General features: G+C 74.4%; 22 protein-coding genes. 15 read left to right on the top strand and 7 right to left on the bottom strand.

What is annotated here, in order from left to right:
- The first annotated feature begins 12 nt into the window (after positions 1–12).
- A complete protein-coding gene (locus tag BLT52_RS18985) occupies positions 13–1,251 on the top strand; it encodes a hypothetical protein (protein ID WP_090595705.1) in 1,239 nt (412 codons plus the stop codon).
- On the opposite strand, the gene BLT52_RS18980 is transcribed toward BLT52_RS18985, so the two are convergent.
- Positions 1,248–2,228, bottom strand: a complete 981-nt coding sequence (locus BLT52_RS18980; RefSeq protein ID WP_090595704.1) for a pirin family protein — start codon at positions 2,226–2,228, stop codon at positions 1,248–1,250. The two genes, BLT52_RS18985 and BLT52_RS18980, sit on opposite strands and share 4 nt — an antisense overlap.
- Complete coding sequence (locus tag BLT52_RS18975; RefSeq protein WP_090595702.1) at positions 2,225–2,851, bottom strand: Pr6Pr family membrane protein; 627 nt, start codon at positions 2,849–2,851, stop codon at positions 2,225–2,227. Before BLT52_RS18975 ends, BLT52_RS18980 begins: the two co-directional genes overlap by 4 nt.
- Before the next feature lie 140 nt (positions 2,852–2,991).
- On the opposite strand from BLT52_RS18975, the gene folP reads away from it, so the two are divergent.
- From folP to BLT52_RS18915, 11 genes are all read left to right on the top strand, one after another.
- Positions 2,992–3,894 carry a dihydropteroate synthase gene (folP, locus tag BLT52_RS18970; RefSeq protein WP_231946400.1) on the top strand — a complete coding sequence of 301 codons (903 nt, stop codon included), beginning with the start codon at positions 2,992–2,994 and terminating at the stop codon, positions 3,892–3,894.
- 35 nt (positions 3,895–3,929) lie between these two features.
- Positions 3,930–5,369 carry an NAD-dependent malic enzyme gene (locus BLT52_RS18965; RefSeq protein ID WP_231946399.1) on the top strand — a complete coding sequence of 480 codons (1,440 nt, stop codon included), beginning with the start codon at positions 3,930–3,932 and terminating at the stop codon, positions 5,367–5,369.
- A gap of 12 nt (positions 5,370–5,381) precedes the next feature.
- Positions 5,382–5,945, top strand: a complete 564-nt coding sequence (locus BLT52_RS18960; protein WP_090595701.1) for a YqgE/AlgH family protein — start codon at positions 5,382–5,384, stop codon at positions 5,943–5,945.
- 60 nt (positions 5,946–6,005) lie between these two features.
- On the top strand, positions 6,006–6,782 hold the full coding sequence (locus tag BLT52_RS18955; protein WP_090595699.1) for a YbaB/EbfC family nucleoid-associated protein: 777 nt from the start codon (positions 6,006–6,008) through the stop codon (positions 6,780–6,782).
- Positions 6,783–6,821: 39 nt separating this feature from the next.
- Positions 6,822–8,261, top strand: coding sequence for a hypothetical protein (locus BLT52_RS20990; RefSeq protein ID WP_157677223.1), 1,440 nt, complete (start codon positions 6,822–6,824; stop codon positions 8,259–8,261).
- Between the two features lie 25 nt (positions 8,262–8,286).
- On the top strand, positions 8,287–9,255 hold the full coding sequence (locus BLT52_RS18940) for a hypothetical protein (protein ID WP_157677221.1): 969 nt from the start codon (positions 8,287–8,289) through the stop codon (positions 9,253–9,255).
- Between the two features lie 129 nt (positions 9,256–9,384).
- Positions 9,385–10,407, top strand: a complete 1,023-nt coding sequence (locus tag BLT52_RS18935) for a LacI family DNA-binding transcriptional regulator (RefSeq protein WP_090595693.1) — start codon at positions 9,385–9,387, stop codon at positions 10,405–10,407.
- Between the two features lie 145 nt (positions 10,408–10,552).
- On the top strand, positions 10,553–12,088 hold the full coding sequence (locus BLT52_RS18930) for an ABC transporter substrate-binding protein (RefSeq protein WP_157677220.1): 1,536 nt from the start codon (positions 10,553–10,555) through the stop codon (positions 12,086–12,088).
- Complete coding sequence (locus BLT52_RS18925) at positions 12,085–12,999, top strand: carbohydrate ABC transporter permease (protein ID WP_090595689.1); 915 nt, start codon at positions 12,085–12,087, stop codon at positions 12,997–12,999. Before BLT52_RS18930 ends, BLT52_RS18925 begins: the two co-directional genes overlap by 4 nt.
- Positions 12,996–13,901, top strand: coding sequence for a carbohydrate ABC transporter permease (locus tag BLT52_RS18920; RefSeq protein WP_090595688.1), 906 nt, complete (start codon positions 12,996–12,998; stop codon positions 13,899–13,901). Before BLT52_RS18925 ends, BLT52_RS18920 begins: the two co-directional genes overlap by 4 nt.
- Complete coding sequence (locus BLT52_RS18915) at positions 13,898–16,135, top strand: family 78 glycoside hydrolase catalytic domain (RefSeq protein ID WP_090595686.1); 2,238 nt, start codon at positions 13,898–13,900, stop codon at positions 16,133–16,135. The genes BLT52_RS18920 and BLT52_RS18915 overlap by 4 nt, the downstream gene beginning before the upstream one ends.
- 31 nt (positions 16,136–16,166) lie before the next feature.
- On the opposite strand, the gene BLT52_RS18910 is transcribed toward BLT52_RS18915, so the two are convergent.
- The 5 genes from BLT52_RS18910 to BLT52_RS18890 are packed head-to-tail and all read right to left on the bottom strand — an operon-like array spanning position 16,167 to position 21,357.
- Positions 16,167–17,459 carry a DUF58 domain-containing protein gene (locus BLT52_RS18910; protein WP_090595685.1) on the bottom strand — a complete coding sequence of 431 codons (1,293 nt, stop codon included), beginning with the start codon at positions 17,457–17,459 and terminating at the stop codon, positions 16,167–16,169.
- A gap of 13 nt (positions 17,460–17,472) precedes the next feature.
- On the bottom strand, positions 17,473–18,444 hold the full coding sequence (locus BLT52_RS18905; RefSeq protein ID WP_090595683.1) for an AAA family ATPase: 972 nt from the start codon (positions 18,442–18,444) through the stop codon (positions 17,473–17,475).
- Positions 18,445–18,491: 47 nt separating this feature from the next.
- Positions 18,492–19,598: a DUF4350 domain-containing protein gene (locus BLT52_RS18900; RefSeq protein ID WP_090595682.1), complete on the bottom strand. Its 1,107-nt coding sequence runs from the start codon at positions 19,596–19,598 to the stop codon at positions 18,492–18,494.
- Positions 19,595–20,278 carry a DUF4129 domain-containing protein gene (locus BLT52_RS18895; protein ID WP_157677219.1) on the bottom strand — a complete coding sequence of 228 codons (684 nt, stop codon included), beginning with the start codon at positions 20,276–20,278 and terminating at the stop codon, positions 19,595–19,597. Before BLT52_RS18895 ends, BLT52_RS18900 begins: the two co-directional genes overlap by 4 nt.
- On the bottom strand, positions 20,275–21,357 hold the full coding sequence (locus BLT52_RS18890; protein WP_090595680.1) for a hypothetical protein: 1,083 nt from the start codon (positions 21,355–21,357) through the stop codon (positions 20,275–20,277). The genes BLT52_RS18895 and BLT52_RS18890 overlap by 4 nt, the downstream gene beginning before the upstream one ends.
- A 72-nt stretch (positions 21,358–21,429) precedes the next feature.
- Between BLT52_RS18890 and mtrA the strand changes: the two genes are divergently transcribed.
- The 3 genes from mtrA to BLT52_RS18875 all read left to right on the top strand — a co-directional run bounded on the left by mtrA (position 21,430) and on the right by BLT52_RS18875 (position 25,548).
- Positions 21,430–22,146, top strand: coding sequence for an MtrAB system response regulator MtrA (gene mtrA / locus BLT52_RS18885; protein ID WP_197679109.1), 717 nt, complete (start codon positions 21,430–21,432; stop codon positions 22,144–22,146).
- A gap of 136 nt (positions 22,147–22,282) precedes the next feature.
- The gene (gene mtrB / locus BLT52_RS18880; protein WP_197679422.1) at positions 22,283–23,806 is read left to right on the top strand and encodes an MtrAB system histidine kinase MtrB; all 1,524 of its coding nucleotides are present in this window, start codon (positions 22,283–22,285) and stop codon (positions 23,804–23,806) included.
- Positions 23,803–25,548, top strand: a complete 1,746-nt coding sequence (locus tag BLT52_RS18875) for a GerMN domain-containing protein (RefSeq protein WP_090595679.1) — start codon at positions 23,803–23,805, stop codon at positions 25,546–25,548. Before mtrB ends, BLT52_RS18875 begins: the two co-directional genes overlap by 4 nt.
- The last annotated feature ends 89 nt before the right edge of the window (positions 25,549–25,637 follow it).

Genomic DNA, 25,637 nt, shown 5'->3' with positions numbered 1-25,637 from the left:
CAGACTCGGTACGTGCCGGCTGGACGCGAGGACGCGGACGGCGACGGGGTCGACCACCTGGACCAGGGCCCGCCGTCGCCCTCGGACGCGCGCCGGCTGGTGCTGCTCACCGTGCTGCTCCTGGTGGGGGCGCTGGTGGCCGTGGTCGGCCTCTCCCGCCCGGACGCCTCCGTCACCCCCGAGCCCTCACCGACCGCCCCGGTGGAGCGGCCGACACCGAGCACCCGGCCGACTCCCAGCCCCTCACCGAGTGCCACCGCCGACGAGGACCAGCCGGTCCGCGACACCAGCGGGGTCCCGGTGCTCCCCGACGCCGACCCGTCCTGGGAGCTGTTCCTGCAGACCGCCCGCGACGTCCAGCGCCTCCAGCTGTCCACCGGGGACGTGGTGCGCACCCGCAGCCGCGTGGCCTCGGCCCCGGGGTCGCGGGCGGCCTTCCTGCCCGGCCCCGACGGGGTGCTGGCCTTCTCCGAGGAGTCCGGGACGGCGGAGTACGTGCCCGACGACGCGGCGGCCGAGCGGGTCGAGATCCCTGGCGCGCTGGAGCGGTCGCGGGGCTTCCTCAGCCTGCTGCCGGGACCACCCGGGCACGCGTGGGTCAGCCGCTTCGACTACGAGGGTGGTGCCACCGCGGTCGAGCTGGTCGACCTCACCGGTCGGCCCGCGGGCGGAGAGAGCACCATCACGGTGCCCGGGACGGCCTGGCCGGCGGTGCTCCCGGACGGGGTCGGCGGCCTGCTGGTGCAGGCGACCGGCGGGGTCTGGTCGCTGGCGGGGCCACGTCCCCAGCGGATCACCCGGGGTCGGGTCCTCGCCACCGGTCCGAGGGTCCTCGTGGTGCTGGACTGCGACGACGCGCTGATCTGCAGCCGGTACGTCCTGGAGCCGGGGACCGGACGGGAACGCAGGGTGGGGATGGCGCAGCCCTCGGACGGGTACGCCGAGAGCGGGCTGACCTCCCCGGACGGCCGGTGGATGGCCGTGCGGGAACGCGGCGGTGACGGCACCGACCGCGTCGTCGTGACCGACCTCCTGGACGGCCGCACCGTGGCCAGCCTCCCCGACGGCGGCGGGTCGCTCTCGGTCGACCCCGCGAACGCGATGGCCTGGACCCCCGACAGCGGCCAGCTGTTCCACCTCGACGGGGACGGGCTGGGCCTGTTCGACCCGGCCACCTCCGAGCGGCGTCGGGTGGAGCTGGGAGGCGTCACCCCGGTCCGGCTGGCCCTGCGGGCCCAGGACGCCCCCTAACCGCCGCTGGGCTCCCCGCGGGGTCGGAGCCGGACCGGGGGCAGCACCGGGGCGGGCAGGCTGTCGGCCCAGGCCTCGGGGAAGGCGCCGAAGCGCTCCCCGCCGGCGGCGGTGCGCTCGGCCTGCCAGTCCTCCCGGGCCCGGGCCACCTCGTCGTGGTCCACCCCGACGAAGTTCCACCACATCACCACCTGCTCCCCGAAGGGCTCCCCACCGAGCAGCAGCACCCGCACCGGCTCGTCGCCGGCGCCCAGCACCACCCGGTCCGCGCCCAGCGGGACGTGCACCAGCTCTCCCGGGGCGGCGTCCAGGTCGTCCACCGCCACCGCGCCGGTGTCGACCAGCAGCCCGTGCTCGAAGGAGGGGTCGAGCGGCAGCACGAAGCGGGTGCCGGCCGGCAGGGTGAGCTCGGCGCCGAGCAGCGGGGTGAAGGTGCGGACCGGGGAGCGCCGGCCGAGGAGCTCACCCAGGAAGACACTGACCCCGACCCCGTCCACCGTGACCGGCTCGGGGACGTGGTGCTCGAAGGCGGGCGCGGTGGCCCTGTGCGCGGCGGGCAGGGCCAGCCAGAGCTGGACGCCGTGCAGCACGGTGGTGTCGGCGGTGGAGTGCTCGGAGTGGGCGATCCCGGACCCGGCGGTCATCAGGTTCATCTCACCCGGTCGCACCAGGGCGTGGGTGCCGAGGGTGTCGCGGTGCTCGATGGTCCCGCCGAACAGCCAGGAGACCGTCTGCAGACCGGTGTGCGGGTGACCCGGCACCACCATCCCGCCGGAGGAGCCGACGTCGTCGGGGCCGTAGTGGTCGACGAAGCACCAGGCCCCGATCAGCGACTGCTCCCGCTGGGGCAGGGTGCGGCGCACCCGCATCGCGCGGGGGCCGCCGAGCGGGACGTAGCGCGGGGTCAGCCGGCGCAGGCCTCCGCCGGGACGCGCCGTGCACACCTCGGGGACGGGGCGGGGCTCGGTCGTGCTCATCGGTTCCTCTCCGCCAGCGGCACGGGCAGCCACCGGTCCAGCAGCACCAGGATGACCCCCAGCACCACGAAACCGGCCGCGACGCCCACGCAGGCGAGGGCGACCGGTCCGGCGCCGAGGCGCCCGACGTCCAGGAAGGGATAGGGGTACCAGCCGGTCGACCCGCCGACGACCAGCGTGGAGCCGACCCACAGCACCGGCCACAGCAGCGTGGCGGCCGTCAGCCCCGGACTGGTCCAGGGCCTGGGCCCGACCAGCAGCCACCCCAGCAGCGCCAGCGCGGGCACCACCAGGTGCAGCAGCGTGTCGGCCAGCGCGCTGGCGCCGGTCAGGTCCAGCAGCGGGCGGAGCAGGAACCAGTGCACCACCCCGGTGACGGTGATCCCGAGCAGCGAGGCCGTCCGCACCCAGCGCCACACCAGGCCGTCCCGCCCCAGGGCCAGGGCGGCGCAGCCGAGGGTGACCAGCACGTTGGACTGGATCGTGAAGTAGCTGACCAGGCGTCCGAGCGCGACCGGCAGCGGTGGGCGCGAGGTGGGGACCAGCACCGCGGCCCCGGTCAGCACCAGCACCAGCTGCAGCAGCAGCGCCGTCGCACCCACCACGGCGGTGACCGCGTGCACGGCGCGCGCCGCCCTCCTCGGGCGGGCAGGGGCGGGCGTGGGCACGTCCGAACCGTCCCACCGCGTCCCGTCCCGCGGCAAGGTCGTGCGCCGGTCCGTGGGTGGAGGAGGCGGTTGGCCGGCTGTGGTGGGATGGCGCCGTGCCGATCCACCGTGCCGACCCCGTCACCGCGGCGCCCTCCCGGCGGATCGGGCGCCGGACCTTCGACTTCAACCGCCAGGTGGCGGTGATGGCCGTGGTCAACCGCACCCGGGACTCCTTCTTCGACGGCGGGCGGACCTTCGACCTGCAGGCCGCCGTCGAGGCCTGCCTGCGCGCCGCGGAGCAGGGGGCCGACGTGGTCGACGTCGGCGGGGTGCCCTTCTCACCCGACGCCGAGCCGGTCGGCGCGGCGGAGGAGGCCGACCGGGTGCTCCCGCTGGTGGAGGAGGTGGTGCGGCACAGCGACGTGGTGGTCTCGGTCGACACCACCCGCGCGTCGGTGGCCCGGGCCACCGTGGCCGCCGGGGCGGGCATCGTCAACGACACCTCCAGCCTGCACGACCCGGAGATGCTCGACGTCGCCCTGGCGACCGGTGCCCAGCTGGTGCTCACCCACTCCCTGGCCGCCCCCGGACGCCACCTGGACGCCCCGCCCCGCTACGCCGACGTGGTGGGGGAGGTCCGCGACCACCTGGCCGACCGGCTGGACCGGGCCCGGCGCGCCGGGCTGCCCGACGCCCAGCTGCTGCTGGACCCGGGTCCGGACCTGAACAAGAACACCCGGCACACCCTGGCGCTGGTGGCCGGCTTCGACGTCTTCACCGCCCTCGGGCTGCCCACCCTGGTGGCGGTGTCGAACAAGGACTTCGTCGGGGAGGTGCTGGACCGTCCCAAGCCCGAGCGGCTGGCCGGGACGCTGGCCGCCACCACCGCCTGCGTGCTGGCCGGCGGGCGCCTCGTCCGCGCCCACGACGTGGTGGCCACGGTGGACGCGGCCCGGCTCTGCGAAGCCGTGATGGGGCTGCGCGAACCGGTCCGGATGGAGCACAACGCAGGCTGACCCCCGTCCCCGGCGGGGCGTGAGAGAGTACCCCGGTGACCACTCTGCGCCCCAAGGCCGCCCCGTCGGTGGCCTACTCGATCACCGTCCGCATCCTCGCCCCGGCCGGGGGTGCCGCGGTCAGCCAGCTGACCCGCACCGTCGAGGCGGCCGGCGGGGCGATCACCGCCCTGGACGTCTCGGACTCCGGTCACGAGCAGGTGCAGATCGACGTCACCATCGGCGCCAGCTCGACCGAGCACGCCGCCGAGGTCGTCGAGGCGCTGGCCCAGATCCCCGGGGTCAAGGTCGGGCGCGTGTCCGACCGCACCTTCCTGCTGCACCTGGGCGGCAAGCTGGAGACCGCGCCCCGGCACCAGATCCGCAACCGCGACGACCTGTCGATGATCTACACCCCCGGCGTGGCCCGGGTCTGCCTGGCCATCGCGGAGAACCCCGAGGACGCCCGCCGGCTGACCATCAAGCGGAACTCGGTCGCGGTGGTCACCGACGGCACCGCGGTGCTGGGCCTCGGTGACATCGGCCCGCTGGCCGCGATGCCGGTGATGGAGGGCAAGGCGGTGCTGTTCAAGCGCTTCGCCGACATCGACGCCTGGCCGCTCTGCCTGGACACCACCGACGTCGACGAGATCGTCGCGGTGGTCAAGGCGGTGGCCCCCGGGTTCGCCGGCATCAACCTGGAGGACATCTCCGCCCCCCGCTGCTTCGAGATCGAGGCCCGGCTGCGCGAGGCCCTCGACATCCCCGTCTTCCACGACGACCAGCACGGCACCGCCATCGTGGTGCTCGCCGCCCTCTACAACGCGCTCCGCGTGGTGGAGAAGGAGCTGTCCCAGGTCAGGATCGTCATGTCCGGGGCCGGGGCCGCCGGCACGGCCATCCTCAAGGTGCTGCTCGCCGCCGGGGCCAGGCACGTGGTGGTCGCCGACATCGCCGGGGTGGTGCACCGCGACCGCGCGGGCCTCAACGACTCGCTGCGCTGGGTCGCCGAGCACACCAACCCCGAGGGCCTCACCGGCACCCTCAAGCAGGCCCTGGCCGGGGCCGACGTCTTCGTCGGCGTGTCCGCGCCCGGCGTGATCGACGCCGACGACGTGGCCACCATGGCCGAGCGCTCGGTGGTCTTCGCGCTGGCCAACCCGACCCCGGAGATCGACCCGGCCGAGGCGTCGGTGCACGCGGAGGTGGTGGCCACCGGCCGCTCGGACTTCCCGAACCAGATCAACAACGTGCTGGCCTTCCCCGGTGTCTTCCGCGGCCTGCTGGACGCGCGCAGCCACGACATCTCGATGGGGCTGCTGATCGCCGCCGCCCGGGCCCTGGCGGGGGTGGTGGCCGACGACCAGCTCAACGCCAGCTACATCACCCCCAGCGTCTTCCACCCCGACGTCCACGACCGGGTCGCCGCGGCCGTCCGCGAGGCCGCCGGCGGGTCGGCCGAGCTGCCCGAGGTGGCTGCCGACACCCAGCTGTGAGGGGAGGTCCCGGTGAGCGCTGCACGACCGCGTCCCGGTGACCTGCTGGTCGCCGGCCCGGGTCTGAGCGGCAGCATCTTCGACCACAGCGTGGTCCTGGTGCTGGACGCCGACGAGGACGGTGCGCTGGGGGTCATCCTCAACCAGCTCTCCGAGCTGTCCCTCTCCTCGGTCCTGCCGGACTGGGTGGAGCGGGTCAGCGAGCCCAAGGTGCTGTTCTCCGGCGGCCCGGTCTCACCCAACGGCGCCATCTGCGTGGCCGCGGTCGCCGACCCCTCGGAGGAGCCGCCTGGCTGGCGGCGGCTCTTCGACAACGTCGGGCTGCTGCACCTGGACACCCCGCTGGAGATCGTCGCCGGCGCCTACGACGACCTGCGCATCTTCGCCGGGTACGCCGGCTGGGAGCCCGGCCAGCTGGAGGCCGAGCTGGCCGACACCCGCTGGTACGTGGTGCCCTACCGCTACGACGACGTCTTCGGCTCGGACCCGGTGCCGATGTGGCGCCGGGTGCTGCGCCGCCAGCCCGGTCGGCTGGCCTGGTTGAGCACCTGGTCGGAGCGTCCCGAGCTCAACTGAGTGACCCGGCGGGCTGCCAGACTGGACGGCGTCCGACCGCACCTCCAGGGAGACGCCACGATGAGCATCTGGACCGACGAGGACTCCTCGACGGAGGACCCCCTCGACCCGACCCGGAGCACCGCGTCCGCGGGGACGCCGGCCAGCCCGTCGCGACCCGAGGACGTCGACGCCGCCCCGGCGCCCGGCCCCGCCGAGCCCGCGGCCGACGACGCCGACGGGGTCGCCGACCCCACCGGTGCGGTCCGCGTCCAGCTCGGTGAGGACGGCCTGCGGGTGGTCGGGGTGCGGATCTCGACCCGGTGGCGGGAGCGGCTGCGCAAGGCGGACCTGGGGACGGCGCTGACCGCCGCCTGCCGTCGGGCCCAGCTCTCCTCCCCGCGCCCGGCCCCGCTCAGCACCTTCCCGCTCGACCTGCCCACCGGTCCCTACCGCCGGACCGGTGACCGCGCGGTGGACTGGCGCAGCTTCAACGCCCTGCTGGAGGAGACCCTGTCGCTCTCGGACGAGGGGGCCCGGCTGCGGGCGCTGCCGGAGTCCGAGCGCCGTCGGCCCCGGCGGCAGACCCCACCGGCCGAGGGGAGCACCCCCGACGGTCGCGTCCGGGTGGTGCTCAGCCCCGCCGGCACGGTGCAGAGCGTCCACGTCAGCCCGAGGTGGGCCCGCGAGCAGGCCCGGGTCGCCGAGCTCACCGAGGCCGTCACCCGCGCCCTCGCCGCCGCCTACGACGCCTGGCAGCCCCCGGTGCTCGAGCCCGGGGACGAGGCCGACCTGCTGCGCCGCAGGCAGGAGCACCGCCACCGGCTGCTGACGCTGGTCAGCGGCCGCGAGAGCTGACCGGCCCGGCGGCCCACCCACCACCACCCGAGGAGAGAGATGAGCGATCGACAGCCCGAGACCCAGCGGGTCACCCGCGCCGGCTCGTCCGGCATCGGCGGTGACGACGAGCTGGACGCCGTCGACCTCTACGAGGGCCTGATCAACCCCCACGACCAGAACGGGGGGGCCGGGCGCGGCGGGGGTGGCGGCGCGCCGATGATGATGCCCCCGATGGGCGGCGCCGGTGGGCGTTCGGGAGGCGCCGAGGGCGGCGGCATGCCCAGCACCTCCGCCGGTGGCGTCGGTGCCGCCGGGGTGAGCGCCCCGGCGGTGGGCACCGCCCCGGCCGGCATGGGTGCCGGTGGGCCCGGGGCCGGCGTGCCCGCGGGTGGTCCCGGGATGCCCGCCGGCGGTGGCGGCGGGATGCCCGCGGGGCTGGGCGCCGGCGGCAGCATCCCCTCCGGCGGCGGCGGCGGCGGTGGTGGCGGTGGTCTGAGCGCGCCGGGCCTGAGCCCGGCCGGCGGCACCAGCGCAGCCGGCGTCGGCGGTGGCGGCGGCGGTCAGGACCCGTCCTTCGGCGGCGGTGACGTCGACGGCGACGGCATCCCCGACGACATCGACTCCGACCTCGGCTCCGGCGCCAGCACGGCGGACTACCAGTCCGACTACCGCCCGCCCACGGGCCCCGGCAGCCCCGGTCACGACGGCCCCGGGAGCCCTGGCTACGACGGCCCTGGGAGCCCTGGCTACGACGGCCCCGGGAGCCCTGGCTACGACGGCCCCGGGAGCCCCGGCTACCAGGGTCCCGGCACCCCCGGCTACCAAGGTCCCGGGAGCCCTGGCTACCAGGGTCCGGGCAGCCCCGGCTACCAGCCCCCGGGCACGACCCCCGGGGTGGACACCCCGACGATGATCCCCCGTGACCCTGGTCCGGGCGGGATCCCGCTGGGCGACCTGGACAAGGGCCCGAAGATGCCCGACGTCCCCTCCGGCCCCGGGATGCCGGGCGGCTCGGGCGGGGGCATGCCCTCCGGGATGGGCGCCGCCGGAGCGGGAGCCGGGGGAGCCGGCGCCGGGGCCGGTGGCGGCGCCGGTGGGATGGCGGGCGACCGGCAGGTGGCCGTCGACGACCTGCGCGCCGAGGCCAAGACCTGGCGCGAGGCCAGCGAGGCCTACGCGCAGGCCAAGAGCCAGCACGAGGCGGCCACCGAGGTGACGTACACCGACTTCGCCTTCGTGCACACCCTCTCCACGCAGTACACCAACCTGCGCTCGGACGTGCTGCGCTACCTGGAGAAGGGCAGCGCGGAGTTCGAGGGGATGGCCGCCGCGCTGACCAAGGCCGCGGACAAGTACGACGAGACCGAGCAGACCAACACCGGTGAGGGGTCTGCGAGCAGCGGCGACCCCGCAGCGCCGGCCCCGGACCCTGCGCCGGCGGCGCCCCACCCGCCGTACATGCAGCGTCCCGGTGGCACCGGCTACCAGGCCGTCTGACCCAGGAGCAGAGGAGCACCCGACGATGTCCACCCCCGATTTTTCCAGCTGGTCGTCCATGCCGAGCAGGCTCAGCGCGGCCTGGAACAGCCTGGAGACGGCCAAGAACACCGCCCACGACCGCGACCGCGCCGAGATGGAGGCGGTGATGGCCAAGCTCGAGGAGGAGTACGATGACCTCTTCACCACCTCCACCGACGAGGAGAACGCGGTCTGGGACCGGTTCGACGAGATCAAGGGGCAGATGGACGACGCCTGGACGGCGCTGAGGACCTACTGGGACGACCACTTCTCCGCCGACGTCCCCAACGCCAAGCTGGTCTACGAGGCGGCCCGGACGTGGAAGGAGGACGTCTTCGCCGGTCTGGGCGACCACGAGAACGTCATCGCCCAGAGCCCGGCGCGGATGAAGTGGACCGGTCCCGGCGCGGAGGCCTACGCCGAGAAGCTGCCCGACCAGGTGCAGGCGATGGCCGACCTGAAGGGCCACGTCCAGACCGTGGCCGTCGGCGCGGAGCAGGGTGCGATGGTGCTCGCAGGCATCTACACCGCGGTGCTCACCGAGGTGGAGGGGCTGGCCGAGACGGTCGACGCCCTACCCGGTGACGACTCCGGCGCCACCTTCGCCAACCGGATCTACAACGTGCGCTTCTTCCTCGAGGACTACCTGGAGACGCTGCAGAAGTACCACAGCGGCGACGGCGTCTGGGACGCCCCGGCCGAGGACGCCAAGACCGCCATGGGCGACTCCGTCCCCCAGGCCGACGTGCTCAGCACCCCGAACTGGCCGGTGGCCAGCTCGGAGTCGATGCAGGACATGGAGCCGGGCACCCCGACCGCCCCTCCGGCCCCGATCACGCCGCCGGTCCCCGAGCAGCCCCCGGTCACGCCGACCGGGCCCGACACCACCGACAGCGCCCCGCCCACCCCGGTGGACCGCTCCAACCAGGACCGCACCGACACCTCCGACGTGGGCGACGAGGGCAACGACTGAGCCGACCGGTCCTGCCCGGCGCGACCGGCCCTGCCCCGGCGGCGGGGTGGCGCCGCTAGGATCGCGCACCACCGGGGTCCCCGGTGGTGCGCGTGTCCGCGACGGAGAGGCTCAGGAGGTCGAGCGGGAGTGAGCCACGCCGATCGACCCGGCCCACCGACCCGTCGCCCGACCATCGTCGACGTGGCCCGGCACGCCCGGGTGTCACCGGCCGCCGTCTCGAAGGTGCTGCGGGACGCCTACGGGGTCAGCCCGCAGATGAGGGAGCGGGTGCACGCCTCCGTGGCCGCCCTCGGCTACCGGCCGATGGTCTCGGCCCAGAGCATGCGCTCGGCGACCCGGACGCTGGGGGTGTCCTCGCTCAACGTGCACAACCCCTTCATCACGCTGCTGCTCGACGGGGTGGCCCGTGAGGCCGACCGCAGCCGCTACTCCGCGTTCATCACCCTGACCGACGGCGGGGCCGAGGAGCAGTTCGAGGCGGCGCGCTCGATGGTCGACCGTCAGATGGACGGGCTGATCCTGATCACCCCGACCATGTCGAACGAGGAGCTGCAGCAGCTGTCCGCCCTGGTACCCATCGTGCTGCTGGGTCGGCACGGGGAGGACGGCTCGGGTTCCTACGACTCGGTGGCCAGCGACGACACGCTGGGGGCGTCCCTGGTCGTGGACCACCTGGTCGGCCAGGGTCACGAGCGGATCGCCTTCCACACCCAGTCGACCCGCTCCGGCGGGCTCCCCGAGGACTTCCGCGAGGCGGGCTACCGCCAGGCGATGGAGCGCCACGGGCTGGTCCCGGACGTGGTCGTGGGGGAGTGGACGAGCGAGGGCGGGCACCGGCTGGCCGGGGAGCTGATGGCCCGCAGCCGACCACCGACCGCCGTCCACGCCGGAGCCGACGTGGCGGCCCTCGGGGCGCTGGGATGGCTCTGGGAGCGCGGCCTGCGGGCGCCGGCCGACCTGGCCGTCGCCGCCTGCGACGACATCCCGGTGGCGTCCCTGGCCCCGATCAGCCTCACCACCACCGACCAGCGCGCCGTCGAGATGGGGCAGCTCGCGACGCGGCTGCTGGTCGAGCGGCTCGAGGGTCGCCGGGAGCAGGCGCAGAACGTCCTGGTCGAGCCGCGGTTGCGGGTGCGCGCCTCCGCCTGATCCCGGCGAGGGCCGGCGCCACCCTTGACGACTCTGTGTATAACGTTCTACGTTTTCTGCACGTCGCCACTGTAGAACCTTCTACGCGGCGGTGCTGGAGCCGGATCCGCCTGCTCGAGAGATGTGACCCTCAAAGGAGATGGACATGATCACACGTCGCGGACTACTGGGTGCGGCAGCCGGGGCTGCCGGCGCCGCTGCCCTCGCTGGCTGCAGCAACGGCGGCTCCTCCGGGGGTGGTGGCGGGTCCGCCCCGGTCGGGCTGCGGCCCGACGGGATGCCCGACCTGACCTGGAAGGGGACCATCTCCACCGGCGTCCAGGGCTACACCCCGGCCGTGGAGGGTGTGAAGCTGGCGCCGGGCTCGGCCCAGCTGCAGGAGTTCGGGAAGGCCGCCGCGGAGTTCACCCGGCTCTACCCCGACATCACCATCGAGTTCCTCGGCTCGGACTACACCTACGAGGTCGACCAGATGAAGACCGCGGCGACCGGGGGCCAGCTGCCCGACATCTGGTGGCAGCAGGCACCCATCGTCAAGACCTCCTTCCCCGCCGGGGTCGCCACCGACCTCACCGAGTACATGGAGCGCCCGAACCCGTTCGTGGAGGGCAACGCCCGGTGGCGCGACGTGTACAACCAGTCGGTCTACGCGACCACCTCCGCCGACCCCGAGACCATCTACACCAACAACGGCGACTTCGTCGGCACCGCGTTCTTCTACAACGCCGCCCTGTTCGCCGAGGCCGGCGTCGAGCCGCCGCAGGACTACCGCGGGCTGATCGAGGTCTGCCGGGCGCTCGCGGCCAAGGGCATCACCCCCTGCGCCATCCAGCCCATCACCAGCGGCTTCGGCTGGGTGAGCCGCATCTTCATGGCCAACTTCCTGGGGGAGGAGAAGCTGCAGCAGATCGACGCCTACTCCGAGGAGCCCGGCATCTCCAGCATCGACGTGGCCGTCGCCTACCGCAAGGGCCTGCTCGACCCGCGCCAGAACCCGGCCGTGCTGGCCTGGTGGCCGGTGGCCAAGGAGCTGTTCGACCACTGCGACGACACGATCATGCAGCTGCCGCCGGACCCGCCGGTCGGCTCGCCCGAGCCCGGGACCCTGTTCGCCGCCCAGGAGGTCGCCATGATCTACGACGGCACCTGGGCCCCGGGCGCGGTGCGCGACGCCGGCTCGGACTTCGAGGTCGGGTCCTTCCCCTGGCCCTCGCTGGCCGGCTCCTACGAGCACGCCACCGACTTCGACAGCTCCAACGCCGTCTCCGGGCCCAACGCGGCCTGGCAGTTCCACATCTCCACCGCCCGCTCCGACAGCAGCCTGCAGGAGGAGGGGAAGCTGGACGCGGTGGTGAGCTGGATGCAGTTCTTCTCCACCCCGCAGTGGAACGAGTCGATCTGCAACGAGCGCGGCGCCTTCCTGCCCACCTTCACCGGTGCCGAGCCCCCGGCGTCGATGACCGACCTGGCCGAGCTGGCCGCGAAGCCCATCTACGCCATCTCCGGCGGCACCGAGCTCAGCACCGAGGCCGCCGACCAGGTCAGCCGGCTGTTCCAGCAGTACCTGCTCGGGCAGGTGACGACGGACGAGGTCGCCACGCGCTACCCCGAGATCATCGACAAGGGGCTCGAGGAGTTCCTGCGGACCACGCCGGTCGACTTCGAGGCCTACGCCGGATGAGCAGCCTCGCCGCGACGACCGGCAGGAGGCCCCCGCTGCGCCGCGCGCTCCTCGAGCGTGCGGCGGCGGTCGGGTTCCTGCTGCCCACCGTCGTCCTCGTGCTGGTCTTCTGCTACTACCCGGCGCTGCGGGCCGGGTACACCTCGCTGACCCGCTGGGACGGGTTCAACGCCCCGGAGTGGGTGGGTCTGCAGAACTTCGTCGACGTCTTCGCCGACGCCTCCTTCCACCAGTCGGCGGTCAACGTGGCCATCTGGACGCTGTTCGGGGTGCCGCTGGCCATGGTGCCGTCCTTCGTCGTGGCCGAGCTGATCTTCCGGCTCCGCTCGGAGCGGCTGCAGTACTTCTGGCGGGCCGTCTTCACCGCACCGCTGATCATCCCGCCGGTGGTGTCGGTCCTGATCTGGCAGTTCCTCTACGGACCCGCCGGACCGATCAACACCCTGCTGGACTCCCTCGGGCTCGGCTCCTGGGCCCGGGGGTGGATCTCGGACCCGCAGTTCGCGCTCTGGGCGCTGATCTTCCTGGGCTTCCCCTGGGTCTCGGCGTTCAACGTGCTGATCTTCTACTCCGGGCTCAAGGCCATCCCCCGGGAGGTGCTGGAGGCCTCCGCCCTGGAGGGGGCCGGCCGGCTGGACCAGCTGCTGCGGATCGAGGTGCCCCTCACCTTCGGGCAGTGGAAGCTGCTGCTGGTGCTGAGCATCATCGGCGTCACCCAGAACCTGATGGTGCCGCTGCTGCTGACCGGCGGTGGTCCGGGTGACGCCACCCTCACCCCGGTGCTCTACATGTACCAGCGGGCGATCACCTACGGGAACTACGGCTTCGGCATGGCGGTCGGGACGATCCTCTTCGTCGTCGTGCTGGCCCTGTCGATCATCAACATGCGCGTGCTGAGGACGGACCGATGACGACCTACGCCACCCTGCCCACCACGCCCGCCGAGGACGAGGCGGTGGTGCTGCGACCGGTGCCGCGGCGCCGCAGCCTGCTCCGCGGGCGCTCGCTGCCGGCCAACGCCGTCCTGGTCGTGGTCGCCCTGCTGACCTACGTCCCGGTCTGGTTCATGCTGACCAACTCGGTGCGCACCGGGCCGGAGATGCAGGTCTCGCCCTTCGGGCTCCCCAGCTCCCCGCGGTGGCAGAACCTGGCCTTCGCCTGGGAGGCCAGCAAGGACGCCTACCTCAGCACGTTCGTCATCGTGACGGTCTCGGTGCTGGGGATCGCCCTCACCACCCTGGCCAGCGGCTACGCCTTCGCCCGGCTGCGGTTCCGGGAGAAGGAGCTCTGGTTCTTCACCATCTTCGGCCTGCTGCTCATCCCCGGGTTCATCACGCTGATCCCGCTGTACGTGCAGATCGTCGACCTCGGCCTGATCGGCACCTCGTGGGGGCTGATCCTGCCCTACCTGGCCGGTGGCCAGGCGCTCGGCGTGGTGGTGCTCCGCAGCGCGATCGAGGCCATCCCCGAGGAGCTGTTCGAGGCCGCCAAGCTCGACGGCGCCGGGCACCTGTGGATCTTCCTCTACATCGCCGCCCCGCTGGCCCGCCCGCTGGTGATCGCCCTGGCGCTGCTGAACGTGGTCAGCCTCTACGGCGACTACGTGCTGCCCTCGCTGGTGCTGCAGGGCGGGGACTCCACGGTGTCGGTGGCCATCACCAGCTTCACCCCGCCCGCGTTCTCGCCGAACCTGGACAGCTTCAACATCCAGCTGGCGGCCTTCACCATCGCCTCGCTGCCCATCGCGGTGCTGGTGCTGGTGCTGATGCGCTATTTCGTCTCCGGCCTCTCCCAGAGCGCGGTCAAGCTGTGACGGGCCCGGTCGACTGGTCGGCCCGGTGGGTCACCAGCGGTGAGGACGGCCCGGTGGCCCCGCTGCTGCGCGGGGAGCTGGACGTCCCCGCCGGGGTGGTCCGGGCGGTCGTCCACGTTGCCGGTCTGGGGCTGCACCGCACCACGCTGAACGGCGAGCCGGTCAGCGACGCCCGGCTGGAGTCCGGGTTCACCGCCTACCACCGCCGCATCATCCACAGCAGCTACCCGGTGGCGCTCGGGGCCGGCCCGGCGGTCGTGGGGGTGGAGCTGGGGCGCGGCTTCTACGCGATGACCACCCCCAACGTGTGGGGCTGGCACGAGCCGCCCTGGCGGGGGCCGCGGATGGCCAGGGTCCAGGTCGAGCTCCTCGACGCCGTCGACCAGCCGGTGGCCGTCCTCGGCAGCGACACCACGTGGCGCTGGGCGCCGGGCGGCACCCGATCGGACTCCCTCTACGAGGGGGAGACCTTCGACGCCCGGGCGGAGCCTCGGGGCTGGGACCGGCCGGGCTATGACGCCACCGGGTGGGCGCCGGTCCGGCTGGCCGAGCCGCCCGCCGGCACCCTGGTGGCCCAGCAGCACGAGCCGGTCCGGGTGGTGGCCTCCCTGCCGCCGGTCCGCTGGACCCGGGCCGGGGACCGGCTGGTCGCCGACTTCGGCACCCAGCTGGCCGGCTGGGTGCGGGTCGGCCTGCCCGGCGCCGCGCCCGGGACGCGGGTCCGGCTGCGCTTCGGCGAGCGGGCCGACGCCGCGGGCGTGGTGGCGGAGAACGAGCACGTGCACGCCGACCGGCTCGACACCGACGAGTTCGTGGTCGGCGAGCACACCCGCAGCTGGGAGCCGCGGTTCAGCTACAAGGGCTTCCGCTTCGTCGAGGTCGAGGGGGTCACCGAGCCCGACCAGGTCGAGCTGCTGGCCCGGCACGCCCACAGCGACGTGGCCACGGCCAGCCGGTTCGGCTGCAGCGACGAGGTGCTCACCTGGATCGACCGCGCGATGCGGCTGACGGTGCGCAACAACCTGCACCACCTGCCCACCGACACCCCGGTCTACGAGAAGAACGGGTGGACCGGGGACGTCCACGTCGCGCTGGAGACGATGCTGCACCAGTACGACCTGCGCCGGCTGCTGACCAAGTGGCTGGACGACATCGCCGACAGCCAGACCGCGGACGGGCAGCTCCCGGTGATCGTGCCGACCCCGGGCTGGGGTCTGATCGAGGCGCCCGAGTGGACCACCCTCTACGTCCACCTGCTCGACCGCCTCGACACCTGGTACGACGTCCCGGGGCTGGTGCCGCGCCACCTGCCGGGGGTGCTGCGCCACCTGGACCGCGAGCTGGGGCGGCTGGACGACGCGGGCCTGGCCACCGGCGTCCTCGGAGACTACCTCGCCCCCGGCAGCACCGGGACCCCCGAGCACGACGACCCCCGGGTGGCGGCCAGCTGCTACCTGGTCCGGGCGCTCCGCACGGCCGCGGCGCTGGTGACCCGCAGCGGCGGGGAGGCGTCCCGGGCGGACGGTCTGCGACGCTCCGCCGACCAGCTGGCCGCCGCCGTCAACGACGCCTTCCTCGACCGCGAGCGGGGCTGGTACCGCAGCGGGCCCGGCTACCGGCAGACGGCCAACGTCCTGCCGCTGGCCTTCCAGATCACCCCGCCCGAGCACGTCGCGGCTGTGGTGGACGGGCTGGTGACGTCCCTGGCCGAGCGCGGCAACCGGCACGACGCCGGCGCCCTCGGGCTGTCGGAGCTCTTCGGCGTCCTCACCCGGGCCGGCCGGGCGGACGTGGCGCTGGCGGTGGCCACCGGTCGCACCGCGCCGAGCTGGGGGGCCTGGCGCGACGCCGGGGAGACCACCCTGCTGGAGATGTGGAACCCGGTCTCGCGCTCGCGCAACCACTTCTTCATGGGGGCGATGACCCGGTGGCTCTACGAGGACGTGGCGGGGGTGCGGATGCTGGGGCCGCAGTGGTCCTCCTTCGTGGTGGACCCGGCCGCACGCGGGGACCTGGAGCACGCGGAGTTCTTCCTCCACGGTCCCCGCGGGGAGCTCGGCGCCTCCTGGCGCCAGGACGCGGAGGTTTTCCGGCTGGAGGTGCTGGTGCCGCCGGGGACGACGGCCCGGATCCACCTGCCTGGTCGACCGCCCGCCACGGTGGGCCCCGGTCGCTGGCACCGCTCGGTGGACCGGACCACCGCCGACGCGGCCCTGCTGGTCGGTGCCGGGTGACCCCGGGCGCAGCCGGTCCGGGACGAGGCCGTCAGACCCGGCCGGCTCTCCGCAGCGCCAGGTAGTGGTCGGCCAGGTCCGGGGCGAAGCGGGCCGGCGGTGACTGCACCACCGTGAGCCCCGCCTGCCGCAGCGCGCGGGCGGTGCTCTCCCGGCGTCCGGCCTCCACGGCGGCCGCCGCGGCGGCGTAGGCCTCCGCCGGGGTGTCGTGGCCGGCCAGCAGCTCCTCGCTGCCCGGGTCGCTCACCGCGGCCACGACCACCCGGTGACGCCGCAGCAGCGGGGCCAGGGAGGGCAGCAGCCCCTCGGTCACCGCGGCGTGGTCCAGGGCGGTCAGGATCACGACCAGCGAGCGCTGCCCGACCCTCGAGCCGATCTCGGTGGCCAGGGTGCGGTGGTGGGTCTCGATCAAGAAGGGCTCGATCGGCGCCATCGCCTGCACCAGGGCCGACAGCAGCTCCGAGGGCCCCTTGCGCTGGACGCTGGCCCGCACCTGGCGGTCCGCGACCAGCAGGTCCACCCGGTCACCGGCCCGGCTGGCCAGCGCGGCCAGCAGCAGGGTGGCGTCCATGGCCAGGTCGAGACGGGGCTGGTCCCCGACGCGGCCGGCCGAGGCGCGTCCGCTGTCGATCACCACCAGGACGTGACGGTCCCGCTCGGGACGCCAGGTCCGCACCACCACGGTGCTGGAGCGGGCGGTGCCCCGCCAGTCGATGGAGCGGATGTCGTCGCCGGGGACGTACTCGCGGAGGCTGTCGAACTCGGTGCCCTGACCGCGCTGCAGCAGCGTGGTGCGACCGTCCAGCTCACGCAGCCGGTTGAGCCGGCTGGGCAGGTGCTTGCGGCTGGTGAAGGGGGGCAGCACCCGGACCGACCAGGGCACCTCGTGGTCGGCCTGCCGGCCGGCGAACCCGAGCGGGCCGAGGACCCGCACGGTGACCGGCCCGGCCCGGCGGTCACCGCGGCGGGTGGGCTGCAGCACGGTGGTGCTGCGGCGGCGCTGACCCGGGGGGAGCACCACCGAGGTGACGCCCCCGGTGGCCCCGGCCGAGGGGACCCAGGCGTCGCGGACCCGGCAGCGGGCGGTGGACCGGGCCTGGGAGGCCACGCTGACCCACACCTCGGCCGACTGCCCGAGCCGGATCGAGGTGTCGCCCCCGCGGCGCACCACCAGACGCCGCGGGGACGGGGCCAGCACGACGTCCAGCACCACCACCGCCACCACGACGCCGGCGGCGACCAGCCAGCCCCACCACGTCCCCAGCCACACCACCAGCGGGACCTCCAGCAGGGCCAGCGCCAGCGGGCGCCAGGTCAGCACCATCGTCGTCCCCGGCTCAGCGGGGCACCGGCACGGAGGCCAGCACCGACTCGATCACGGCGTCGGAGCTGAGCCCGTCGAGCTCGGCCTCCGGGCGGAGGCTGACCCGGTGCCGCAGGGTGGGGAAGGCCAACGCCTTGACGTCGTCGGGGGAGACGTAGTCACGCCCGGCCAGCCAGGCCCAGGCGCGGGCGGCGTACAGCAGGGCGGTGGCGCCGCGGGGGGAGACGCCCATCTGCAGCGAGGGGGACTGCCGGGTCCCGCGCACCACGTCGACCACGTAGGCCAGCACCGCCGGGTGCACCACCACCTGGCGCACCTCACGACGGGCCTGCTCGACGTCGGCCGGACCGGCGACGGCGCGCACCCCGGCCGCGGCCAGGTCGGAGGGGTCGAAGCCGCGGGCGTGGCGACCCAGCACCTCGAGCTCGGCCTCGCGCTGGGGGAGGTCGATGCGCACCTTCATCAGGAAGCGGTCCAGCTGCGCCTCGGGCAGGGGGTAGGTGCCCTCGTACTCCACCGGGTTCTGGGTGGCGGCGACCATGAACGGCTCCGGCAGCCGGCGCGGGGTGCCCTCCAGGGTCACCTGCCGCTCCTCCATCGCCTCCAGCAGGGCGGCCTGGGTCTTGGGCGGGGTGCGGTTGATCTCGTCGGCCAGCAGCAGGTTGGTGAAGACCGGGCCCTCGCGGAAGGTGAACTCCGAGGAGCGGGCGTCGTAGATCAGCGAGCCGGTGATGTCACCGGGCATCAGGTCCGGGGTGAACTGGACCCGCTTGGTGCCCACCTGCAGGGCGGCGGCGAAGGTGCGCACCAGCAGCGTCTTGGCCGTGCCGGGGACGCCCTCGAAGAGGATGTGGCCGCGGCAGAGCAGGCAGATCAGCAGCGAGGTGACGGCGGTCTCCTGGCCGACCACGGCCTTGGCCACCTCGGCGCGGACGTCCCCGAGCGCCTGCCGGGCGGGGGAGGCCTGCTGGGTGGTCTGGGTCATGTCTGCCTCTCGGGGTGGGTCGGTGGTGGGTGGTCCGGGCGGGTCGCTCAGCTGGTGCGGACCCGCTCCTCGATCTCGTGGAGCTGGGTGGCGAGCCGGGCTAGTCCGGCGTCGTCGGTGGGCGCCGGGCCGGTGAGCACCGAGCGCAGCCACTCGGTCTGCAGCCCGGTCTGGGTACCGACCACCTCGACCAGGGCCAGCGGGTCGCTGGGGCCCAGCCGGCGTCCGAGCCGGGACAGGGTGGCACCCCGCAGCACCTCCGCCGCGTGCTCGCGGGCGCCGATGCGGTGGTAGAGACGGCCGTGCCCCTCGACCGCCTCCCCGGCCGGCACCACGACCGGCAGGCCCTCGGTCACGATCGGGCCGAGCCGCCGGCCGCGCCACACCAGCAGCGCGGCGAAGGCCACCAGCACCTGCAGGCAGGCCAGCAGCCACCACGGCGGCAGCAGCGACGGCGCCTCGGGCCCGGTCGGACCGGTGTCCTCCGGCTCGGGCTCGGGAGCGGTCAGCCAGACCAGCTCGGCGTGTCGGCCCAGCACCTGCATCGCGAAGGAGGCGTTGCCCTCCTCGAGCAGCTCCCCGTTGGCCCAGCCGGTGCCGAGCAGGTGCACGGTGGTGCCCCGGTGCGGGAGCTGCAGGTAGCCCGAGCCGGGACCCAGCGCATAGCAGGCCAGCCCGCTGCCGGTGTAGGCCCGGGACGCCGCCGCGGAGGCGGTGCTGCCGGCGCGCTCGGCCGAGGGGTCGGTGCACCCGGGCTGGGCCACCGGGCTGGTCGCCGCGGCCACCTGCACCGGCAGCCCGAGGTGCTCGGTGGTGGGCGCGCCGGGGGAGAGCAGCACGACGTCGGTGGGCCCGTCGGCCAGCAGGCGGTCCCACTGCTCGGGCCGAAGGTCGTCCGGCAGCCCGACCACGAGCGTCCACGGGGCGTCGGGACCACGGCCGGCCGAGGGCACCGAGGAGGCCACCCGGACGTCCACGCCCTGGTCGCCGACCAGCGCGGCCAGCGCGGACGTCCCGTCGGGTCGGTCCGAGCGGGGGTCACCGGGTCGGCGCTCCAGCAGTCCCCAGACGCCGCCCACGGCCACCAGCACCAGCAGCGCGGCGAGCAGCGCCAGCAGGGCCCGCACCCAGGGCCGGCGCAGCCAGGCCCTCATGCGGGCACCCCGCTGAGGTCGGCGGTCCGGGCCTCGGCGAGCGCCTGGTCGGCCAGGGTGCGGAGCTGCTGCCAGCGTTCCGGGGTGGCCGGGGTGCGGCCGTAGACCACGTCGTTGAAGACACCGGCGGCCGCGCGCAGGTCCGGCTCGGCCGTCGGCACCGCCAGCGACGCCCGCCAGGCGACCTCGAGGGCGGTGCGGCTGGGTCGGGGGTCGATCACGGTCAGGTGCTCCAGCTCGCGCACCAGCGAGCGGAACTCCTCCAGCACCGCACCGGCCCAGTCCCCGGCCGCGCCGGCCTGCTCGGCGAGCGTGCGGTACTGCGCGGCCGAGACCTCGGCCTCGGTGGAGACCTCGGCGTCCTCGGTGCGCCGGTTGAGCCGGGGCAGCCCGACCCGCCACACCAGGACGGCCAGCGCGACCAGCAGCAGCACCACGCCGACCACCAGCCACGGCGAGCTGTCCCCGCCGCCACCGCCGGAGGGGGAGAGCTCCAGGGTGCGCTCCACCAGCTCCCCGAGGCGCTCCATCAGCCAGTACAGCGCCCGTTGCGCCCGGGCGAGCAGGTCCTGCAGCCACTCCGGCACCTGCAGGTCGTAGCGGGCCCGGCCGAGCTCCTCGGCGGCCAGCCGGCGGGCCTCGTCGCGGCCGATCTCGATCGGGACGTCGAGGGGGGTCACGGGCCGACCCAGGGCGGTGCGGGAGGAGGGGCCTGCGGCTGGGGCACCCGCACGCAGTCGAAGCGCAGGGCCAGGTCGAGGCCGTCCCGGCGCATCCGCAGGTCGAGGTAGAAGATGGTCTGCACGGCGGCGGCGAAGGGGACCACCGCGCCCAGCAGCACGGTGAACAGCGCCCCCAGCACGAACCAGGTCCCCGGGCGGGTGGCCAGCGCGGCCAGGTCGTCCCACTGCACCGGCAGCACCGGTCCGTACACCGCGGCGGCCAGCAGCACCGCGACCAGCACCAGCAGCACGGCGGCGGTCGCCATGGCCAGCACGCAGGCGGTGACCGCGACGGCCCGGGGGACCTGCCGCCAGCCGACCAGGCTGATGGCCCGGAAGAACGAGGCCGGCATCCAGGTCGGGGCCAGCGGGCGCCCGATCCAGCTGGGGGCGGTCGCGGACTCCAGCGCGTAGGCGGGCACGGCCAGCATCGGGTAGGCCCAGGCCCAGCTGGTCAGCCAGGCGCTGATCGCCAGGTAGAGCACGCCGCCGATGGTGGCGGCCACGGGGTCGCCGCCCACCGTGAAGGGGACCAGCAGCAGGCTGGAGAGGGAGGCCGCGTAGGAGAGGACGCCGAGCAGCAGCGCCGCCAGCACCGTGAAGCCGGTCATCGGGCCCAGCAGCCGCAGGTTGGCCCGCCAGGTGATCCGGGAGACGGCGGGCGCGAACCCGTCGCCGAGCACGGTCTGCAGGCTGAAGCGGGACATCACCGCCGACAGCCAGACGACCAGGACCCCGGCGGCGAGCAGCCCCAGCGCGCCGAGCACGGCGACCACCACCCAGGCCACCACGTCGGAGGCCACCCGGCTGACGAGGACCTGGACGCCGAGCAGCAGCAGCACCGCCACCCCCTCCAGCACCGCCACCACCAGCGGCAGGCCGACCATCACCCGGGCGTTGCGCTGGACCACCAGGAAGCCGACGTCGAGGATCTCCCCCAGCGTCATCGGGCGCAGCGGCAGCAGGGCCTGCTCGGCGGCGCGGGCCACCTCCGGACGCGCCCGACCGGGGGTCGCGGGGAGGGGCGCGGCGGTCACGGCGGCAGTCTCCCACGGGGGCGGGTCCGCCCCGGGCGTAGGATCTGGCAGGACCGAGTGAGAGGTGGGGACGTGTCGGAGCCCAGGACCGTCGGCCAGCGACAACGCGTGCTCGTGGTCGACGACGACGCGGCCCTGGCCGAGATGCTCCAGATCGTGCTGCGCCAGGAGGGTTTCGAGCCCATCTGGGTCGGCCACGGGGACGCCGCGCTGGCCGCCTTCCGCGAGCACCAGCCCGACCTGGTGCTGCTGGACCTGATGCTGCCGGGCCGCGACGGCGTCGACGTCTGCCGCGACATCCGGGCCGAGTCCGGGGTGCCGGTGGTGATGCTGACCGCCCGCTCCGACACCATCGACGTCGTCGCCGGGCTCGAGGCCGGGGCCGACGACTACGTGGCGAAGCCCTTCAAGGCCAAGGAGCTGGTGGCCCGGATCCGCACCCGGCTGCGGCGCCGTCCCGACGAGGACGAAGGCGACGTGCTCCAGATCGGTGACCTCTCGATCAGCGTGGAGGGGCACTCGGTGCGCCGGGACGGCAAGGAGATCTCCCTCACCCCGCTGGAGTTCGACCTCCTGCTGGCCCTGGCCAAGAGCCCGCGCCGGGTGTTCAGCCGCGAGGTGCTGCTGGAGCAGGTGTGGGGTTACCGCCACGCCGCCGACACCCGGCTGGTGAACGTGCACGTGCAACGGCTGCGCTCCAAGATCGAGCGCGACCCCGAGCGTCCCGAGATCGTGGTCACCGTGCGCGGCATCGGCTACAAGGCCGGTGACGGGGTCAGCCGGGGGTGAGGTGACGACCGCCACCGGCACCCCCGCCCCCACCCTGGTGGAGCGGGGGTGGTCCGCGCAGCGTCTTCGACCCCTCCTCCGCACCCCGTTGCAGGTGTGGTGGAGCTCGCTGCCGCTGCGCGTCATCGCCAGCACCCTGGCGGCGTCGACGGCGGTGATCCTGCTCGGCGGGTTCCTGCTGCTGCAGCAGGCCACCGAGGGCATCCTGCGCACCAAGCAGGACCAGGCCCTGGCCGAGGCCGCGGTGGCGCTGGACACCGCCCAGCGCTCGCTGCAGGCCGCCGACCTCTCGCGCTCCAACGTCAACGAGGTGCTGACCCGGCTGGCCATCGAGGCGGCCAGCCGCGGCGTGGCCAGCGGGCAGTACGAGGTCGTGGTGCAGGGCCCGGTCTCCGACATCCAGTCACCGCGGGTCTCCGCCCAGAGCGTGCCGGAGTCCCTGCGGGCCCAGGTGGCGGGGGAGGAGGGCACCTGGGTGACTCCCACCCAGGTGCGCTGGACCGACGGTTCGGAGCCGGTGCCGGGTGTGGCGGTGGGTGGCTCGCTGGTCGCCCCCGGCTCGGGCCGCTACGCCATCTACTTCATCTTCCCGCTGACCAGCGAGCTGGCCACGCTGGAGGTCGTGCAGCGTGCGGTCACCACCACCGGCACGCTGCTGGTGCTGGCCCTGACCGTGGTGGCCGCGGTGGTGGCCCGGCAGGTGGTCGACCCGGTGCGGGAGGCCCGGCTCACCGCGGAGCGGCTGGCCGCCGGGCAGCTGGACGACCGGCTGCCGGTGCGGGGGACCGACGACCTGGCCAGCCTGGCCGTCTCGATGAACCACATGGCCTCGGAGCTGCAGCAGCAGATCGGGCGGCTGGAGGGGCTCTCGCAGGTCCAGCAGCAGTTCGTCTCCGACGTCAGCCACGAGCTGCGGACCCCGCTGACCACGGTGCGGATGGCGGCGGAGGTGCTGCACGAGAACCGCGAGGACTTCGACCCGGTCTCGGCCCGCAGCGCGGAGCTGCTGTACCACGAGGTCGACCGCTTCGAGGGCCTGCTGGCCGACCTGCTGGAGATCTCCCGCTTCGACGCCGGGGCGGCGGTGCTGTCCTGCGAGGAGACCGACCTGCTGGAGCTGGTGGAGCGGGAGATGTCGGCCCAGGCCGCCTTCGCCGAGCGCTCCGGGACGCCGCTGCGGCTGTTCCGCCCGCCGCAGCCGTGCACCGCCGAGGTCGACCCGCGCCGGATCACCCGGGTGCTGCGCAACCTGGTCACCAACGCCATCGAGCACGGGGAGCGGCGCCCGATCGACATCCGGCTGGCCTCGGACTCCACCGCGGCGGCGATCACCGTGCGCGACCACGGGATCGGCTTCGAGGCCGCCCAGGTCGACCAGGTGTTCCACCGCTTCTGGCGCGCCGACCCCTCGCGCGCCCGGACCGTGGGGGGCACCGGGCTGGGGCTGGCCATCGCGCTCGAGGACGCCCACCTGCACGGCGGCTGGCTGGACGCGTGGGCCCGGCCGGGGCTGGGGGCCCAGTTCCGCCTGACGGTCCCGCGGGTGCACGGCACCGCGCTGCACGGCTCGCCGCTGCCCGACCTCCCCGCCGACCCGCGACCCGCGGCACCGCCGCCCGCGGCCCGTCCGGCGCTGCTCCCCGGGACGGTGACGTCGTGACCCGGCGCTGGTGGCTGCTGGTGCTGCCCCTGCTGGCCGGGCTGCTCAGCTCCTGCCTGACCGTGCCCACCTCGGGTCCGGTGGAGGCAGGTCACCCGCCCAGCCAGGCGCCCAGCGGTTCGGTGGAGATCGAGCCCGAGCCACCCGTCCGGGACGCGCCCGCAGCGCTGGTGGTGGAGGGGTTCCTGCACGCCATGGCCAACTACCGCACCGACTACACGGTGGCCCGGGAGTACCTGGCCGAGGACGTCCGCGAGTCCTGGCGCCCGGACGAGGCGGTGCTGGTCTACGGCGAGGGGTCGCCGGTGAGCAGCGGCAGCAGCGTCGTGCTGGAGGCGGAGCTGGTGGGCGTGGTGGGCCCCGACGGCTCCTACAGCCAGCAGGACCGCGACTACCGCATCGACTTCGGGATGGAGCGCGACGCCGAGGGGCAGTGGCGGATCGGCCACCCGCCGGACGGGCTGCTGGTCTCCCAGTACCTGTTCGAGCGCTTCTACGACGGCCTCAACGTGTACTTCTTCGACCCGGCCTTCGCCGGTGTGGTGCCGGACCCGATCTACGTGCCGCGCGGCAACCAGTCGGCCACCACCCTGGTCAACGCGCTGCTGGACGGCCCGACCAGCTGGCTGGCCCCGGCGGTGGTCACCGCGGTGCCCGAGCAGGCCGAGCTGGGGCTGTCCATCCCGATCAGCCCCGAAGGTGTCGCCGAGGTGTCGCTGGACGAGACCGTGGACCAGCTCACCGCCGAGCAGCGCAACCGGATGGCCGCCCAGGTGGTGTGGACCCTGCGCCAGCTGGAGGAGATCACCGCCGTCCGCTTCCTCTCCGCCGGGACCCCCTACGTGGTGCCGGGGCAGCGCGCCGACGGCACCGTCGCCGTCTCGGCCTACGACTACCTGTCCCCGCTGGCCGGCAGCGGGGACCCGCAGCTGCTGGTGGTCGAGGGCAAGGGGGTGTCGCGGGTCCGGGACGGGCTGACGGCGACCCCCGAGCTGGTGGCGGTCGAAGGCCCGTTCGCCGACCTCGGGGAGCCGGTCGCGGCGATGGCCGCCGCCCCGGCCCCGGACCAGGAGCTCGCGGTGGTCAGTGCGGACCGGCGCCGGCTGCTGGTGGCCGACGGCGTCGCCGGTGCCGCCGTCGAGGAACCGCTGCCCGGGGCGAAGGGGTTGCTGACCCCGCAGTACACCCGGCTGCACGACCTCTGGGTGATGCAGTCCGGTGACGACGGCACCCGGGTGCACGTGGTGGACGAGGGCGGGGCCCGCGAGGTCGACGCCCCGGCGCTGGCCGACAAGGAGGTCGTCTCCTTCCGCATCTCCCCCGACGGGACCCGGATGGCGGTGGCCCACCGGGTGGACGGCCGGACCGAGCTGGGGATGGCGCTGGTGCGCCGCGGGGACCAGCCCTCGGTCACCTCGCTGCGGAGCATCCCGCTGGTCTCGGCGACCGGACGGCTGACGCTGGTCGACGAGGTCACCTGGTCCGACGCCACGTCGCTGCTGCTGCTGGCCCGCGCCGGGGAGGACAGCCCCTCGCTGCCGTGGGTGGTGGACCAGGACGGTGCCGAGATGACCCAGGCCGGTCCGGGCGGGTGGGACCCGGTCGCGCTGGCGGCCTTCCCGCACCCCGCGGGGCTACGGGCCGCGGTGGTGGGCCGGGAGGGGCAGCTGTGGCTCCGCCAGGGCGACTACCGCTGGCCCGAGGTGCTCGGCGGCGTGACCGCGGCGGCCTGGACGGGCTGACCGTCCACAGGCGCGCACCGTCCCCGGGCGCCGTCCACAGCGGCCGGTGCCGGGCGGTGTGATCGGCCCGACCCGACGACGGTGGCGTC

The organism is Auraticoccus monumenti, from assembly GCF_900101785.1.
GTDB lineage: Bacteria > Actinomycetota > Actinomycetes > Propionibacteriales > Propionibacteriaceae > Auraticoccus > Auraticoccus monumenti.
The sequence above is the reverse complement of the archived record's forward strand: the minus strand, read 5'-3'. Positions and strand labels throughout refer to the sequence as shown.

Coding starts and splice junctions, on each gene's coding strand:
- BLT52_RS18905 (WP_090595683.1), bottom strand. CDS start 18,444: ATGACCCAGACCACCCAGCAGGCCTCCCCCGCCCGGCAGGCGCTCGGG.
- BLT52_RS18980 (WP_090595704.1), bottom strand. CDS start 2,228: ATGAGCACGACCGAGCCCCGCCCCGTCCCCGAGGTGTGCACGGCGCGT.
- BLT52_RS18900 (WP_090595682.1), bottom strand. CDS start 19,598: ATGAGGGCCTGGCTGCGCCGGCCCTGGGTGCGGGCCCTGCTGGCGCTG.
- BLT52_RS18955 (WP_090595699.1), top strand. CDS start 6,006: ATGAGCATCTGGACCGACGAGGACTCCTCGACGGAGGACCCCCTCGAC.
- BLT52_RS18925 (WP_090595689.1), top strand. CDS start 12,085: ATGAGCAGCCTCGCCGCGACGACCGGCAGGAGGCCCCCGCTGCGCCGC.
- BLT52_RS18930 (WP_157677220.1), top strand. CDS start 10,553: ATGATCACACGTCGCGGACTACTGGGTGCGGCAGCCGGGGCTGCCGGC.
- BLT52_RS18910 (WP_090595685.1), bottom strand. CDS start 17,459: ATGGTGCTGACCTGGCGCCCGCTGGCGCTGGCCCTGCTGGAGGTCCCG.
- BLT52_RS20990 (WP_157677223.1), top strand. CDS start 6,822: ATGAGCGATCGACAGCCCGAGACCCAGCGGGTCACCCGCGCCGGCTCG.
- BLT52_RS18940 (WP_157677221.1), top strand. CDS start 8,287: ATGTCCACCCCCGATTTTTCCAGCTGGTCGTCCATGCCGAGCAGGCTC.
- BLT52_RS18920 (WP_090595688.1), top strand. CDS start 12,996: ATGACGACCTACGCCACCCTGCCCACCACGCCCGCCGAGGACGAGGCG.